Source organism: Caballeronia sp. EK (assembly GCF_014384845.1).
Classification (GTDB): Bacteria; Pseudomonadota; Gammaproteobacteria; order Burkholderiales; family Burkholderiaceae; genus Caballeronia; species Caballeronia jiangsuensis.
In genome coordinates, this window is record NZ_JACSUE010000029.1 from 19,509 (window position 1) to 33,554 (window position 14,046).

Sequence of the window (14,046 nt, forward strand, 5' to 3'; positions counted from 1 at the left end):
AGACTCAGAAAAGTCCAGCACTTCCGCCGCCCATGTGGGGTTTAAGGCAGGCATATGCGAAATCGTGGAAAGGTGTAGCTATTCCATGAACACGTCCTTTCCGGCAAACCAACCCGCTCAATCCATCCAGTTCGAGACGACGGCCAGACACGAGGTCGTGGTGCATCGATGCAACCATGTCGTCGGGAAGAGCCTGCAGCATTGCGAGCGCTTTTTCGTTGTCCGCATAGTCCAGACGAACGCCGTCGGCACGGCCTACATCAAAAATCTCTCTTATAGACCGTCGGGCGACCTCAATTAGCGCTGGGTCGTGGTAAATCGCACCGGCACCAAGCCGAATGAGACAAGTGAGTGCGGCGTGGGTGGCAAGCGCGAGAAACCTACGCCACTGTGCTTGCTCGATGTCTTGAACTTGGTCGATTGCAATCTTCAAAGGATTACGTTCATTGCCAATGCTCTCAACAAGTCTCCGCACTACCGTATGTTGTCCGCTCGGAGCAGTTCCCACTGTTAGAGAAAAAGTATCACAGGAGTACTTCACTCGCCCAGGCGAAACGGAGGTTCCAGCAGTGGATGCAAGTCCAGCGATGACGTTAGTATTCGGCGCGCAAGTACGCATTCTCTCAACACCGTCGACCCCATCCTGCAGGCTAATCGCTATGTCGGACGCCTCTAGCGCCACCCGCCACTGGCGAGCGCTGGACGTCGCATCGTACAGCTTCACTGTCGATAGAACGATGTCTATGCCGGTCACAGCCGCCGGGTCAGCAGTGTGCGAGACATTGCGTATATGGAAGTCACCAAGGGGACCCGTCAACTCAAGTCCCTCAAGGGTGATATTTCTTCTGCGGGAGTTTCTAACGCCAAAGGTTACTTCGTGACCGGCCATTGCGAGAGCCGCGCCACAGTACGTGCCTACGGCACCAGCACCAATAACGAGTATCTTCATGCTGCTTCTCATCCGTTCCGCAGCTCGTCGACCTCACTGGACCGCATCGACGCCGGCTGGTATAGCAATGCCGAAAAACTCAGCTGCTGACCGACTGACGGTTACCGACACTCGGTCGGGACCCAGCCAGGAAAGTTGTGAGGGCGCTTTCCCTTCAAGCATTGGCACCATCAGCTCGCGTGCACCCCTCCGATAGAGCGGCACGATATCCACGCCGATTACCGCGACACCACCGAGCTGCGTGTAGCCGCCTGGGGTATCCATTGCAATCGGAAAGTTCTGTGCTCGGGCGGCGTTGGCGATTTCTTTCCTCAGTGCGTAGGTGTCCGCGCCAAGGAGGCCAATCGCAATCTGACAGTGCTGAGCGACTGCCGACTTGATGGCAGGCTCGATGTCGGCCGCTTTAACAACGGGCATCTTGACGAGCTTCAAGCCGCGTTGGTTGGCGAGCTCTGACCACTCCGAAAGTAGGCGGATGTGCGTTGCGTTTTCTGGATTGAACAACACGCCGAATTTCTTGACCCCGGGTCGAAGCCGACCGAGCCAATCCATCTGCTGTGGGATACCGTCAGGTAGGTAGCTGTAGACACCAACGATATTTCCATCTGCTTTCGCGACTTCTCGCGTAAGACCGGCTTTTACAGGGTCATCCTGAACAGAAATACAGAGTACAGGTACCGTCGTGGTCGCGGCCTTCGCAGCAGCACAACCAGGAGATGAAGATACGACCAGGATACTTACGTTCTGGTCGAGGACTTCTCGAACCAACGCGGGCATCCGCGCCATGTCTCCGTCAGCCGTTCGGAACACGACGTCAAGCTTGCCGCCGTTCGAGTAGCCCGCCTCGGCTAGGGTGTCGAAAAAAGCCTGATTTGTGACGGCCATCTTCTGGAATCCGCCCGCACCGGCCACGAAGCCGATGCGAGCCGGTGCTGAGCTTGCCGCCGGTTTGGTGCTTGAACAGGACAATAGACCGATGATTGTTGCGACCAGGACCGCGCGTGTAATAAATGATTTCACGACAGGACCGCCATGCGAAGTTTGTCGGGGGACTACAGTCAGGGCTGAAGCCGCCGACAATCGAGACAGCGAAATAAGCATCGCGCTCGACTGCCATAGCGACTTATTGCGACTTAGAACTTATGTCTGATGCCCGCGCGGACCGTCGTCTGGCGGTCGCTAGTGGAAGGCGTCAGGTTGTTAATCGCCGCAACTGCGGTGGCGCCCGTTGAATCGGTGCCGGAGGCCTTTTGATAGACGCCGATTACATAGACGTCCGTTCGCTTCGACAGGAAGTAGTCGACCCCGAGGGCGCCTTGGTAATACTTTGCTCCACCAGTCGAGCTCGTAGCGGTGGAAACACTGTCACCCTTCGTGTAATCGAATGCAGCTCCCAGCACCAACGCCGGCGTGGCCTGGTACTTGAAGCTCACCTCCGCATTGTTAAACGTTGCGTTCCCCGTGTACCCGCGAGGATTCGGGCCTGACGTGACCGTGTCGCCTAAGCTTTTAAACTGCACGTTAGAGTAGGTTGCGCCGATTGTTGCGGCACCGAACGTGTACGCCCCGCCAGCGCCGATGACTTGATAGGTGTGCGCGGACGCGTAGCCACTGTAGACGGGCGACGAGATGAAGTTCGCATTCGCCGCAGGTGCGGTACTTGCCCCATTGTCGCCAAAGAAGCCCACGTTCGGGTTCCGCGCGTTCAAGTAAGCTGCGCCGAGGACGAGCGGGCCACGCGTGTATCCTGCCCCAACGGACCACACTTGATTCCGCGTCGTCTCTCCCGCAATGCCGCCAAGGCTGTAGACACCGCCGAATCGGAGGCCGCTGTAGTCCGCGCTGGTGAATTTGATAGCGTTGTTGACGCGGTAGGCATTGTTGAAGTTGTCGAGGTCGCCAGGGTGCGCGGCGATGTACCCGCCCCACTGCGTGCCAACTTCGAGCGGACCAACATAATCCACGACGGAATCGTACTGACGGCCAAGGGTCATCGTGCCATAGGGGCTCGAGAGACCGACATATGCCTGACGCCCGAACATCAATCCCTGAGTGCTTCCGCGATTCTTCTGGCCGAGCGAGCCATTGTTGACGTCAAAGCCGTTCTCGAGCACGAAAATCGCCTTCAGTCCACCACCCAGGTCTTCCGCCCCACGCAAGCCCCACCGGCTACCTTGCATGACGCCGCTTGAGAGGTTGTACAGGCTTTTACCGCCAGAATTGGACGTCCAGTTAAATCCCTCATCGATAATGCCGTACAGCGTGACGCTGCTCTGAGCATGAGCGCAAGTGGTGAACGCGGCAAGGCAACCCGCGGCAAAGACGGTCTTCTTCATGACTTAGAGTCTCCAAAATACTTCTTATAGTTAGTCCAGCCTTCAAGAGGGTCTGGATGCCATTTAAAACACTATCGGTCTAATCGACGTGGAATCTACTTGACCGAGACTTCCAATGACCTAACGCAAACGAGCCCACGACTGCATCGGGCAGCCGTGGTGATGGAAGGGGCCAGAGGAACCAAAGGTTTCGAAATGCGGAGTCGGCGACCAGGTCTTCTGCGAGAACACCGGGCTTGGAACGCCGATATCAGTTCGCGAAGAAGTCGGACACCATGCGGTTGAATTTATCCGCGTGTTCCCACTGCGCCCAGTGCCCGCAGCGGCTGAACACATGCAGGTCGGCGTTCGGCAGGCCCCAAACCAGACGCAGACCTACGTCCAGCGGAACGAAACGGTCGTCGCGGCCCCAAATCACCAGCGTCGGCGCTTTGATTTCCGAGAGACGATGGCCCACGTCCGGGAACTGCTTCGGATTCGCATCGAGGCTCTTCGCGAAGTTTTCGAGGTGTTCCTTGCGCGAAAGCATGTTGTCCAGGCGGGTTTTGAACAGGTCCTCGGTAAGGTTGCTCGTGTCGAACACGAACACATTCATCATGCGCTTCAGATTTTCGATGGTCGGCTCACGATAGAGCCCGTTCAGCAGCTTGATGCCTTCTGTCGGCATCGGCACAAACTGGCTCGGGCCGCCGGTGCCGCCACCCATCAAGACGAGCTTGCCAACGCGGCTCGGGTTTGCCAAAGCAAACGCGACGGCGCTGTGTCCGCCCATCGAGTTGCCGATGATATGGACCGGGCTCTGGATGTCGAGCACGTCGAGCAGGCCTTTTAGTGCCTTGGCGTTCAGCTCGGAGCGCGAGCCTTTGTTCACAATCGGGTCGCTCTTGCTCCATCCCGGGCAGTCCATCAGGATGACACGATAGCCTTCTCCAACCAGCGGCTCAAGATTGCGGTTGAAGTTCGCCCAACCGCTCGCGCCGGGGCCTGAGCCGTGCAGCATCACCACGGTCTGAGGACCTTTGCCCATGTCGTTGTAGTGAATCTGAAGGTCGAGGTCACCCTCCTTGATTCGGGCGAACTTGCTCGTACCTGCTTCGGTCAATTCGGTTTGCGTGCTCATTCTCGTTTCCTCTGCATTACAGGATTTGTGGAGTCGGGAACGTGAAGCGCCAGCTTGCGCGTCACAATCTCGAGGTGAAGACTTACGCTTTGCCCAGAACGGTCTCGAGAGCAGTGCGCAGCAACTGCGACGCTTCAGCGATATCGAAGACGTTCGCGCTTTGACGCCAGGCAACATATCCGTCCGGACGCACTAGCAGCGCTCCGGCTTCCTCGATATCGCGCTGACGCTGCCAATCGCAGTACGGGTCCTGGTAGCGTTCAGAGCCGACGACGACGGTCTTGAGGAAGGGAAGGTCCAACTTCGCAACAGCTTCAGCCCATGCCGTGCCGCCAAGGCCAGTCAAAAGCGTGAACTTTCCTTTGCCCACGACATCGAGGGTCGAGATACGGTCGCCAGCCTTATTCACCAGCCATGCATGCGGCAACTTCGCGCCCGGGCGCGTCGTCGGCTGCAGATAAAGCTCGGGGTCTCGCGCCCACGCCTCCGCCGCTGACCCATCGTCGACAACGGCGCTCGACGAATACCGCTGGTTCATCTCGACTCCTTGAGCGTTGAATTCTTTGTTCTTCAATTCGAGCGCCTCCTGTGCGGCAGCGCGCGCTTTCATGCCCTCAGGACCAGGGTCTTTGAATCGGGCGATACCCGCAGCGACCGGGTTCTCTGCTCCTTCGACGCTGAATACTGCTTTGATGGGGGTGTAGTCCTTCCGGGACTGATTGGCTCGGAGCACAATTTGCTTTCCGACCGGTGCTCGCTCATCCGAGTAGGTCTCAAGCAGCTGCGGAGTGGCGTAGCCGTTCAAGACATAGGCCAACTTCCACGCCAAGTTGAAGGCGTCTTGCACGCAGGTGTTCAGGCCAAGGCCGCTTGAGGGCGGATGTCGGTGGGTAGCATCGCCGCCGCAAAATGCGCGGCCGCGCGAATAGGAAGTGGCATATGCTTGATTGACGTACCAGACCGACTTTCGAACAATTTCGACTTCCACGTCGGGGTCACCGACGAGGACTCGAATCTTTTCGAGGACAGTTTCCTCGCTCAAATCCGGGTCGCCCTTCGAAATATCGAACCCCCAACCAGCAATCCATTGCGTCCAGGGCTTGACCGCGCGCAGGAGCCCCAGACCGATTTCGCCGAAGCTGGCGTGCGGGCTGACAATCCAGTGAAGAATGCTCGGGCGATGCTTCACATACTGCGCGAGGTCAGCATTGAAGATGACGTACGCCGTGCCGGCACGCGCCATCTCGCCTTCAACTTTCAGGTCCAGCTCTTCTAGCACCTTAGAGCGCGCACCGTCAGCACCGACCAAATACTTCGCCCGCATCGAGTATTGCCGACCAGTGAGCCGGTCCTCGAGCTGCACGGTTACACCGTCAGAGTCTTGGGTGTGACTCAGGTACTCGGTGTTTGACGAGAACACTGCGCCTCGCTTTGCAGCATTGTTAAGCAGGATAGGCTCCATGTTCGGCTGGGTGATGTCGACCAGCGGACACGGACTACCTTTGACGTAGTCACCGTGGCGCTCCTCTCCAGTTCCCCAGGCGCGGTGGCGGATGAGTTCCTCGCCTGCCAGCGACGTGGTGAAGAGGCTGTCGCCCATCTGGTCCCATGGCGTCGAATTTCGAGACACGTCCTCTTCAATGCCAAGGTCGCGGTAGACCTCCATCGTGCGCTGGTTGGTGATATGAGCGCGGGGGGTATCAGCCAACCAGTTCCAGCGGGAAATAATGTGCGAGCGGATGCCGTAGGTCGCTAAGGCCAAAGCGGTCGTCGCGCCCATCGGGCCGGAGCCAACGACAACAACGTCGGTATCGAAATCAGTGGAGGTGTCCATAGTCTCTTTCTGTCCTAAAAGTTCTTTAACCGGCATCCATGGCCACTTGCCACTGGTTGCACGCACGCTTACAGAGCGGATGTGCCGTCTTCAGCTTGAGTCGAAGTTGGATTGCGTTGCCGGACTTCGGCAACGTCCTGACATCAGGCCTGTCCAAGCCCATCAAGGTGTTTGTCTCGCACTCGCACAGCGCGCTCAGGGAAGGCGAAGGCAATGCAGAGGGCACCAACTGCTGACAAGGCAGCGATTGCAATCACGCCTCCGTAGAGACTTCCCGTCACGGTCTTGATGTAGCCGAGCAAAGGAGGGCTCGCGAAGGCACCGATGTTTCCGAGAGTGCTGATGAACGCCAACGCTACGGGTGCTGCCTTCTGGCTGAGATATCCCGGAGGAATGGACCAAATCAGTGGGCCGCTCGCGCCGGTCGCGAAGCTCGTTACGGCGAAAGCCATCAGCATCAGAACGAGATTCTGAGTTGACATCGCTGCAATCAGTCCGAGGGCAATTAAGCAGAAGCAGAGTGCAAGGTGCCAGCGGCGCTCCTTCAGCTTGTCGGAACTCCAGCTGAGTACGACGGCGCCAACGAAACCCATGCCAAGCGGAATCGCCGTGAGCAGACCGATGTTGACCATCGATGCGACGCCGCTCTCCTTGACAATCGTCGGGAGCCAGAAGAACAGCAGATAGTTGCTGCAGATAGCAGTAAAGAAAAGGAAAGCGACCAGATAGTTGAGTGGGTTTGCCAGAATCTGACGGACAAGACCTGCCGAATGGTCGGCCTGCACCGTCACTTCCGATGCCAGGTCAGACTTGACCGCCGCTTTCTCTTCGTCGCTGAGCCACTCGGCGTCGTCCGGCCGGTCGCGCAGAACAATGAAAGTGATGACGCCCAGAACGCATGCCGGCAGACCTTCAACAATGAATACCCATTTCCAGCCGGCCAGACCCAAGAAACCGTTCAGTCCAGAGAGAATCCAGCCTGTAATCGGCGCAGCAATGGCGCCCGCAGCAGCGTTCGCGACGAAGATGACCGCTGTAACGCGTGCACGCATGGCCGCCGGAAACCAGTACGTGAGGTACAGGACGATGCCGGGCAGGAATCCAGCTTCAAACGCACCGACCAGCAACCGCAGCGTGATGAGATGCCCGACGCTCGAGATAAAAGCCGTTGCGGCGGTCGCCAGTCCCCATAGGAACATGATGCGAACAAAGGTCTTGCGCGCGCCCCACTTGGCCAGGAACAGATTGCTCGGAATTTCGCAGAGTGCATAGGTGATGAAGAACGCTCCCGCCGCGATGCCGTACCAAGTGGCATTGATGTGCAGAGTTTCACTCATCTGCAGCTTCGTAAACCCGATGTTGATGCGGTCGATGAACGCGACTCCGTAGCAAACAAAAAGCAACGGAATGATGTGCCACCAGATTTTTCGGTAGGCCCTGCGCTTTACGCCATCGGGCTCGTATTTGGGACTCAGTGTGCTGCTCATGTCTTCCTCCAAACAGGTATCTTTAGTTCTTGTTGTCCTTATCCTTGCGCCTGGCCTCACTAGGCCAGGCGTTCCTTTCACTGCATGACCGCTCAGGCGGCGGCTTCTTGCTTTTGGCGCACGAGGTCAAGTGCAACGTCGACAATCATGTCTTCTTGACCGCCAACCATCTTTCGCTTGCCGAGCTCAATCAGGATGGTGCGAGTATCGAGGCCGTATTCTTTGGCGGCCGCTTCGGCGTGGCGGAGGAAGCTCGAGTACACACCGGCATAGCCCAAGCTGAGGGTTTCGCGGTCCACACGAACCGGGCGGTCCTGAAGCGGACGCACCAGTTCCTCGGCGGCATCCATGAGGCCATAGAGGTCCGTGCCGTGATTCCAGCCATGAGCGTCGGCTGCCGCAATGAACACTTCCAGCGGAGCGTTGCCGGCGCCCGCACCCATGCCCGTCAGGCTCGCGTCGACGCGAATCGCTCCGTTCTGGACGGCAACGATAGAGTTGGCGACGCCGAGCGACAGGTTGTGGTGTGCGTGGATGCCACGCTGGGTTTCGGGCTTCAGCAACTTGTCGTATGCCTGGAAGCGAGCGGCCGTGTCGTCCATAGTCATTGCGCCGCCCGAGTCCGTGACATAGACGCAATGGGCGCCATACGACTCCATCAGCTTCGCCTGCTCTGCCAGCTTTTCCGGAGCCACCATGTGCGACATCATGAGGAACCCGGAGACGTCCATGCCCAAGGAGCGCGCGTATTCGATGTGCTGCTTTGACACGTCCGCCTCAGTGCAGTGCGTCGCGACCCGGACCGAACGAACGCCGATTTCGTATGCGTGCTTCAGGTCATGAGCGGTGCCGATTCCGGGAATCAGCAGGGTCGTGAGCTTGGCGTGCGAAATGACTTCCGCGACCGCTTCAATCCATGCCCAATCCGTGTTGGAACCAAAGCCGTAGTTGAAGCTGGAGCCTGAGAGCCCATCGCCATGCGCAACCTCGATGGCGTCGACTTTTGCCAAGTCCAGAGCCTTCGCGATTGTGCGAACGTGGTCTAGGCTGTATTGATGGCGAATGGCATGCATGCCATCGCGCAACGTCACGTCCTGGATATACAGCTTGGTATTGGTATCGTTGCTCACAGCGCCTCCGCTTTGCTGTTTTCATGCGTCTGACGGCGCACGATGCGCTCCGCGGTCGACATTGCCGCGGAGGTCATGATGTCGAGATTGCCCGCGTAAGCCGGCAGGTAATGGGCAGCGCCTTCGACTTCAAGGAAGACCGTCACTTTCATGCCGATGAAGGTCTGGTCCATCTCGGGAATGAAGAGCGGGTTGTCCTTCGTGTAACGGTGGAATTGAACGCGCTGCTTCAGGCGATAACCCGGCACGTATGCGCGCACCTTTTCGACCGTGGCTTGAATCGACGCTTCAATCGTGTCTTCGTCCGCGCCTTCGCAGAGACAATAGACGGTGTCGCGCATGATGAGCGGCGGCTCGGCAGGATTCAGGACGATGACTGCCTTACCGCGCTTCGCACCACCCACGCGCTCGATTGCCTGCGAGGTTGTTTCGGTGAATTCGTCGATGTTCGCGCGCGTGCCCGGGCCCGCTGAGCGCGAAGAAATGGAAGCGACGATTTCCGCGTAATGAAGCGTCGCGACGGCGCTGACTGCGGCAACGATAGGAATTGTTGCTTGGCCGCCGCACGTCACCATGTTGACATTAGGCGCGTCGAGATTGGCCTCACCGTTCACGCACGGGACCGTGTAGGGGCCGATGGCAGCAGGCGTCAAATCGATAACGCGCTTGCCGTGTGCTTGCAAGATTGCGTCATGCTTTTTGTGGGCGCCTGCGGAGGTCGCGTCGAATACGACCTGAATCTCATTGAAGTTCGGCATCTTCACGAGGCCGTCGATGCCTTCAGCGGTAGTCGGAACCCCCATGCGCGCGGCACGCTTCAGGCCGTCCGACTCTGGGTCAATACCGACGAAAGCGCCCATTTCGAGCACGTCGGAAAGGCGAAGAACTTTAATCATCAAATCAGTGCCGATGTTGCCGGAACCGATGATGGCTACTTTGGTTTTAGACATGAGCAAACCTCGTTAAACGAATTTCGCCGTGACTTCGCCGAGTCCCGACATCTGGGCGACAAAGGTGTCGCCGGCGGTAACTGGAACCATGGGCCCCAGGGCGCCGGTAAGCACGACATCACCGGCTTTCAGCGGGCGCCCACGACGAGCGACTTCGCCCGCGAGCCACACTGCTGCATTGAGAGGGTGGCCGAGGCATGCAGCGCCACTGCCGGTCGAGACGATATTTGGACCAGTGCTTGAACCGTCTTCCGCGCGCTCGCGCGTCATCGTCATTTGGAGGCCACGCAGGTCCAGGCTTTCGATTCGACGCGCAGGTCCTCCGAGCACATACATCCCGGATGAAGCGTTGTCCGCGACAGTGTCAAAGATGCGAATGTCCCATTTAGAAACGCGGCTGCCGACAATCTCGAGAGCCGGAACTACATACTGCGTGGCGCGAATAAGGTCAGCCACCGTCGGCGATTCAAGATTGAGGTCTTCGCCCAAAATGAGGGCAACCTCTGCCTCCACCTTCGGCTGGTGAAGCCGACTGACTTCAATCGGCTCGCCTTCGCCGGCCGCCATGTCGGCAAACAGCATGCCGAAATCCGGTTGGTCGACGCCGAGTTGCGCTTGAACAACCTTCGACGTCAGGCCAATTTTTCGTCCGACGAGGCGACGCCCGTGAGACTCGTAGAAACGCGTGTTAGCGTTTTGGATGGCGTAGGCGGTATCGACGTCGTTGTTTGCGACACGGTCACGCAGCGGTGCAACGGTCTCACCAGTTTCGAAGCATCGGCGGAGTTCCGCCGCAAGAGCTTCTACGTCTGCAGCACCAGCGACGGGCTGCTCAAGAGTTGCGTCAGACATGATGTTCCTTCGTGAAATTCGCTACGGCTCAGGACACTTCGTCCACTTCGAGCGGGTGGTATGCACCGCGCCAATGAAGTAACGGCGACTTATTCGACACTCGTGCGTTGAGCACGCGACCAATAAAAATCGTGTGGTCGCCGGCTTCGACTTGCCGCTCCAAACTGCATTCAATCCAGCCGAGGCATCCAGACACGAGAGGCAAGCGCTCGACACCTTCGTAGGACTCGACAAGCGCGAAGCGGTCAACAGGCCGACAAAACGTACGCGAGACTTCTTCTTGGTCTGACGCCAGAATGTTCACCGCGAAGTGACTGGCCTGGCTGAAGATGGGATACGAAAACGAACGAGTCGTCAGGCTCCATTGAATGAGCGGCGGGTCAAGCGACAACGATGAAAACGAACTGACCGTTGCGCCGTAGGGCCTTCCATCTACGTCTCGCGTCGACATCACGGTAATGCCCGTCGCAAAGTGCCCGAGCGCGTGGCGGAACGCAGTGCCGTCCGCCTCCGTGAGACTCAGCACGCCCGCCTGATTGCTGGATTCCGACATGGTTTTCTCCTGTATCGCGCCGGCGTGTGCCGGCCGATTCGAAGTCAGTTCACTTCGACTTCGAGCTCAGCGCTTGATGGCGCCTGTTCATCGGACGTCTCTGCGGGGTCGCCTGCCAGTCCGAGAGCTTTGTCGACGAGGCGCTGCATGTCAGAATCACGGCTACCCGCGAAGTAGTTCATTGCGAGATTGCGGACCGGGTCGCCGGCGTAGTAGCGCTCGTACTGCACCAGACGTTGACCAAACGCCTCGCCGGCCAGGTCCCAGGCGAGTTTGAAGAGCTTCACACGCTCGACCGACGGCATGCCGCCGGCGCCTTGGTAATACAGCGCCATGTCATCAGCGAGTTCGGGTGCGCGGAAGTCGGCACCGCTCGGCATCAGCATGAAGCCACCAGCACCGATGGTCTGAAGCACCTCGACGACTCGCGGGTACGCGAACGGCAGCATCGTGCGAATGGCTTGCAGCGGCGCAAGCGAAGGACGCACCGTGCCAACGTCGGACGGCTCCGCTTCATATTCCGAGCGCACGAGCGCACTCTTCACCTGCTCGACGTAGCCGAGCAACTCGCCTAGCATCTGTTGCACGTGCAAGAACTGGTCGGCTTTGATGGACTTCGCAACTGCGATAGCGAGACCCACCGAGAACTGCATCTTGACGAGGGCACGCGTATTCGTCTGATGCGCAGTGTGGTTGCGCAGTGCCGTGTGCGAGTAGAGCTGATTCGATAACTCGACCTGGCGATAGCAGAAGACACGTTCCCAAGGGACAAACACGTTGTCGAAAATGAGAAGAGAGTCGTTCTCTTCAAATCGCGTAGACAGCGGGTGGTCGTAACTATCGTGGTGCTCGACGTAGTACGGGTCTCGAGCAATCTGGCGCAACCCCTTGATGTCCGTCGGGACGGCGAAGATGAGTGCGTGGTCTTCATCGCCTGCCTTGAACTGCGGCAGGTTGTACATAATCATCTCGTCCGATACTGGGCCGAGCGTCGCAATCATGCGCGCGCCGCTCACGTAGATACCGTCCTCGGCTTCCTTCACTACGCGTAGGTGCATGCTGGCCTGCTCGGAGGATTGCTTCGAGCGGTCGTTTTGCGGCGTAATCAGCGCGTGGCTCAAAAACAGGTCGTTGTCGCGAATGTACTCGTAATACTTCACGATGTTTTCGCCGAACTGCTCGCCGCCCTTCGCAAAATCCTTATGTGCTTCCCAGAACGCCAACAGCGTGACGTTCATGAAGTCCGGCGAGCGACCCATCAGGCCGAAGTTGGTCTCTGCCCAGAGGCGGTAAGCCTCGCGGCGTTTGCGCAGGTCGTCCGCAGACCTCGCGGGCATGAACGCCAAACCTGCGCGCTCTCCCGTTTCCGGGACGACATAGGTCACCTTGTCTTGCAGTTCCGGGTCGTGCTGGGTGTCGTAGAGCGCCGCAAGTTGCTCAACTGCTCCCTTGAACGCTGGGTGCGTCGTGACGTCAGTGACGCGCTCTCCACGAACCCAGACGTCACGCGGACTGTTCTTCAATCCGTCGATGAACTGCTGACCTGTACGAATGCCCATGTCGTAATCTCCTGAATATGTGCTCGCGCTATGCGCGGTCTGCTTTCGGTTCTGCGAACATCATTGCCATGCCCGCAATCCATCCCTGGATGGCCTCGTAATAAACGAGGTCAGCCTGATATTTGCCCTGCGTGGAGAGCGCGGCAAAAGCCGCAACCCATGCGAGAACCTCGGGACCACCACGTCCAGCTTTTGCTCGGACGTCTTTCGTGGCAATTGAGTCGAACGCCTCAAGGTCTCCGCTCTGGAGCTTCTTGATGAATGCGGCGTCCCAGTCTGGGTCGACAGGCAGTATCTCGGGCGTGCCATTCACGGCACGGGCCCCCGCTGCCAACACACGCTCAACCCGAGCACGCTGAACTTCCTCGGACGGATGTCGACCGCTGATGAGGCGCTCTTTGACCTCGTGCGGTGCAGTGAGGATGCTTGGCGTGGGTGGGTCATGGGAGAGGCCACCAGACGCTGAAATCAAAACCCGCTTGCCGGATGCCGCAGCCCAGCGGCCGACTGCCTCGCCGAGCAACCGGGCCCGCTTAAACGTAGGCAACGGAGGCGCGGCGCAGTTGATGAAAATCGGAATCGTCGGGAAGCGACTGAAATTCCCAAACATGCGTTCCCAGATTTGCACGAAGCCGTGGTCGACCTCCATGCGATATGAAACCGCGACGTCCACACCCTCATGGAGGAGCATCTCGCTCAGCTGAAGCGCGTCGTCGGAAACAACGGGAAGTGGACCCGTCGATGTGTCCCAGTCGCCGAGGGAAGTCGCGTTAATACCAACGCAGAAGCTGGGCATGACCTCATAGAAGAAGCCGTTGAAATGGTCTGGAGCAAACTGAATGAGAAGGTCTGGCGCGAAGGCTTCCGCCCGCTTCGCGAGGGATTCGAAACCCTGTTTAACGCTGGAGCGAACTTCATCGTCAGCGATTCCGTCCTTCATCAACGGAGTGTGAGATGCACACAGCACAGCCAATGTCACGACTCGTCTCCTTGTTCATGTCTGTAACCACGCCAACTCGATGGTTGGCTGTTCGAGCGCTTGCCTGATGTGGCGGTGTGCTCGAAGACGTTGAAGAAATAGTAGCGAGACGCTTGTTATCCGAATAATGCGACTTTTCTATAAGGTCCATCCGAAATTCGGTTATCCGCGTTTTCCCTTATATTTGGGCCGATACCTGCTTATATTCAGATAGTTACGTTGAGCTCCATCCGGGAATTCACTCCAGCCTTTTGATTCGGGCAAACCCCTATTCGGGGGCCAGCGGGGCTCGGACCA

At 58.2% G+C, this 14,046-nt stretch carries 12 protein-coding genes; all 12 read right to left on the bottom strand.

Annotation, left to right across the window (positions count from 1 at the left end):
• Positions 1 to 4: 4 nt before the first annotated feature.
• Positions 5 to 949 carry a ketopantoate reductase family protein gene (locus IAG25_RS38805; protein WP_187609579.1) on the bottom strand — a complete coding sequence of 315 codons (945 nt, stop codon included), beginning with the start codon at positions 947 to 949 and terminating at the stop codon, positions 5 to 7.
• Positions 950 to 982: 33 nt separating this feature from the next.
• Complete coding sequence (locus IAG25_RS38810) at positions 983 to 1,969, bottom strand: ABC transporter substrate binding protein (RefSeq protein WP_187609580.1); 987 nt, start codon at positions 1,967 to 1,969, stop codon at positions 983 to 985.
• 113 nt (positions 1,970 to 2,082) lie between these two features.
• Positions 2,083 to 3,285 carry a porin gene (locus IAG25_RS38815; RefSeq protein ID WP_187609581.1) on the bottom strand — a complete coding sequence of 401 codons (1,203 nt, stop codon included), beginning with the start codon at positions 3,283 to 3,285 and terminating at the stop codon, positions 2,083 to 2,085.
• A 250-nt stretch (positions 3,286 to 3,535) separates the two neighbouring features.
• Positions 3,536 to 4,405: an alpha/beta fold hydrolase gene (locus tag IAG25_RS38820; RefSeq protein WP_187609582.1), complete on the bottom strand. Its 870-nt coding sequence runs from the start codon at positions 4,403 to 4,405 to the stop codon at positions 3,536 to 3,538.
• Between the two features lie 82 nt (positions 4,406 to 4,487).
• Positions 4,488 to 6,239 (bottom strand): FAD-dependent monooxygenase, encoded by a 1,752-nt coding sequence (locus IAG25_RS38825; protein ID WP_187609583.1) that lies wholly within the window; start codon positions 6,237 to 6,239, stop codon positions 4,488 to 4,490.
• Positions 6,240 to 6,382: 143 nt separating this feature from the next.
• Positions 6,383 to 7,726, bottom strand: a complete 1,344-nt coding sequence (locus IAG25_RS38830; protein WP_187609584.1) for an MFS transporter — start codon at positions 7,724 to 7,726, stop codon at positions 6,383 to 6,385.
• Between the two features lie 92 nt (positions 7,727 to 7,818).
• Positions 7,819 to 8,856, bottom strand: coding sequence for a 4-hydroxy-2-oxovalerate aldolase (gene dmpG, locus IAG25_RS38835; RefSeq protein WP_187609585.1), 1,038 nt, complete (start codon positions 8,854 to 8,856; stop codon positions 7,819 to 7,821).
• Positions 8,853 to 9,806: an acetaldehyde dehydrogenase (acetylating) gene (locus IAG25_RS38840; RefSeq protein WP_187609586.1), complete on the bottom strand. Its 954-nt coding sequence runs from the start codon at positions 9,804 to 9,806 to the stop codon at positions 8,853 to 8,855. The genes dmpG and IAG25_RS38840 overlap by 4 nt, the downstream gene beginning before the upstream one ends.
• 12 nt (positions 9,807 to 9,818) lie before the next feature.
• Positions 9,819 to 10,658, bottom strand: a complete 840-nt coding sequence (gene mhpD, locus IAG25_RS38845; protein WP_187609587.1) for a 2-keto-4-pentenoate hydratase — start codon at positions 10,656 to 10,658, stop codon at positions 9,819 to 9,821.
• A gap of 28 nt (positions 10,659 to 10,686) precedes the next feature.
• Positions 10,687 to 11,211: a flavin reductase family protein gene (locus IAG25_RS38850; RefSeq protein WP_187609588.1), complete on the bottom strand. Its 525-nt coding sequence runs from the start codon at positions 11,209 to 11,211 to the stop codon at positions 10,687 to 10,689.
• A 44-nt stretch (positions 11,212 to 11,255) separates the two neighbouring features.
• Positions 11,256 to 12,770, bottom strand: coding sequence for a 4-hydroxyphenylacetate 3-hydroxylase family protein (locus IAG25_RS38855; RefSeq protein WP_187609589.1), 1,515 nt, complete (start codon positions 12,768 to 12,770; stop codon positions 11,256 to 11,258).
• Between the two features lie 28 nt (positions 12,771 to 12,798).
• Positions 12,799 to 13,749 carry a 3-carboxyethylcatechol 2,3-dioxygenase gene (locus tag IAG25_RS38860; protein WP_187609590.1) on the bottom strand — a complete coding sequence of 317 codons (951 nt, stop codon included), beginning with the start codon at positions 13,747 to 13,749 and terminating at the stop codon, positions 12,799 to 12,801.
• Positions 13,750 to 14,046: the final 297 nt, after the last annotated feature.

Coding starts and splice junctions, on each gene's coding strand:
- mhpD (WP_187609587.1), bottom strand. CDS start 10,658: ATGTCTGACGCAACTCTTGAGCAGCCCGTCGCTGGTGCTGCAGACGTA.
- IAG25_RS38850 (WP_187609588.1), bottom strand. CDS start 11,211: ATGTCGGAATCCAGCAATCAGGCGGGCGTGCTGAGTCTCACGGAGGCG.
- IAG25_RS38825 (WP_187609583.1), bottom strand. CDS start 6,239: ATGGACACCTCCACTGATTTCGATACCGACGTTGTTGTCGTTGGCTCC.
- IAG25_RS38855 (WP_187609589.1), bottom strand. CDS start 12,770: ATGGGCATTCGTACAGGTCAGCAGTTCATCGACGGATTGAAGAACAGT.
- IAG25_RS38815 (WP_187609581.1), bottom strand. CDS start 3,285: ATGAAGAAGACCGTCTTTGCCGCGGGTTGCCTTGCCGCGTTCACCACT.
- IAG25_RS38805 (WP_187609579.1), bottom strand. CDS start 949: ATGAAGATACTCGTTATTGGTGCTGGTGCCGTAGGCACGTACTGTGGC.
- IAG25_RS38840 (WP_187609586.1), bottom strand. CDS start 9,806: ATGTCTAAAACCAAAGTAGCCATCATCGGTTCCGGCAACATCGGCACT.
- IAG25_RS38830 (WP_187609584.1), bottom strand. CDS start 7,726: ATGAGCAGCACACTGAGTCCCAAATACGAGCCCGATGGCGTAAAGCGC.
- IAG25_RS38820 (WP_187609582.1), bottom strand. CDS start 4,405: ATGAGCACGCAAACCGAATTGACCGAAGCAGGTACGAGCAAGTTCGCC.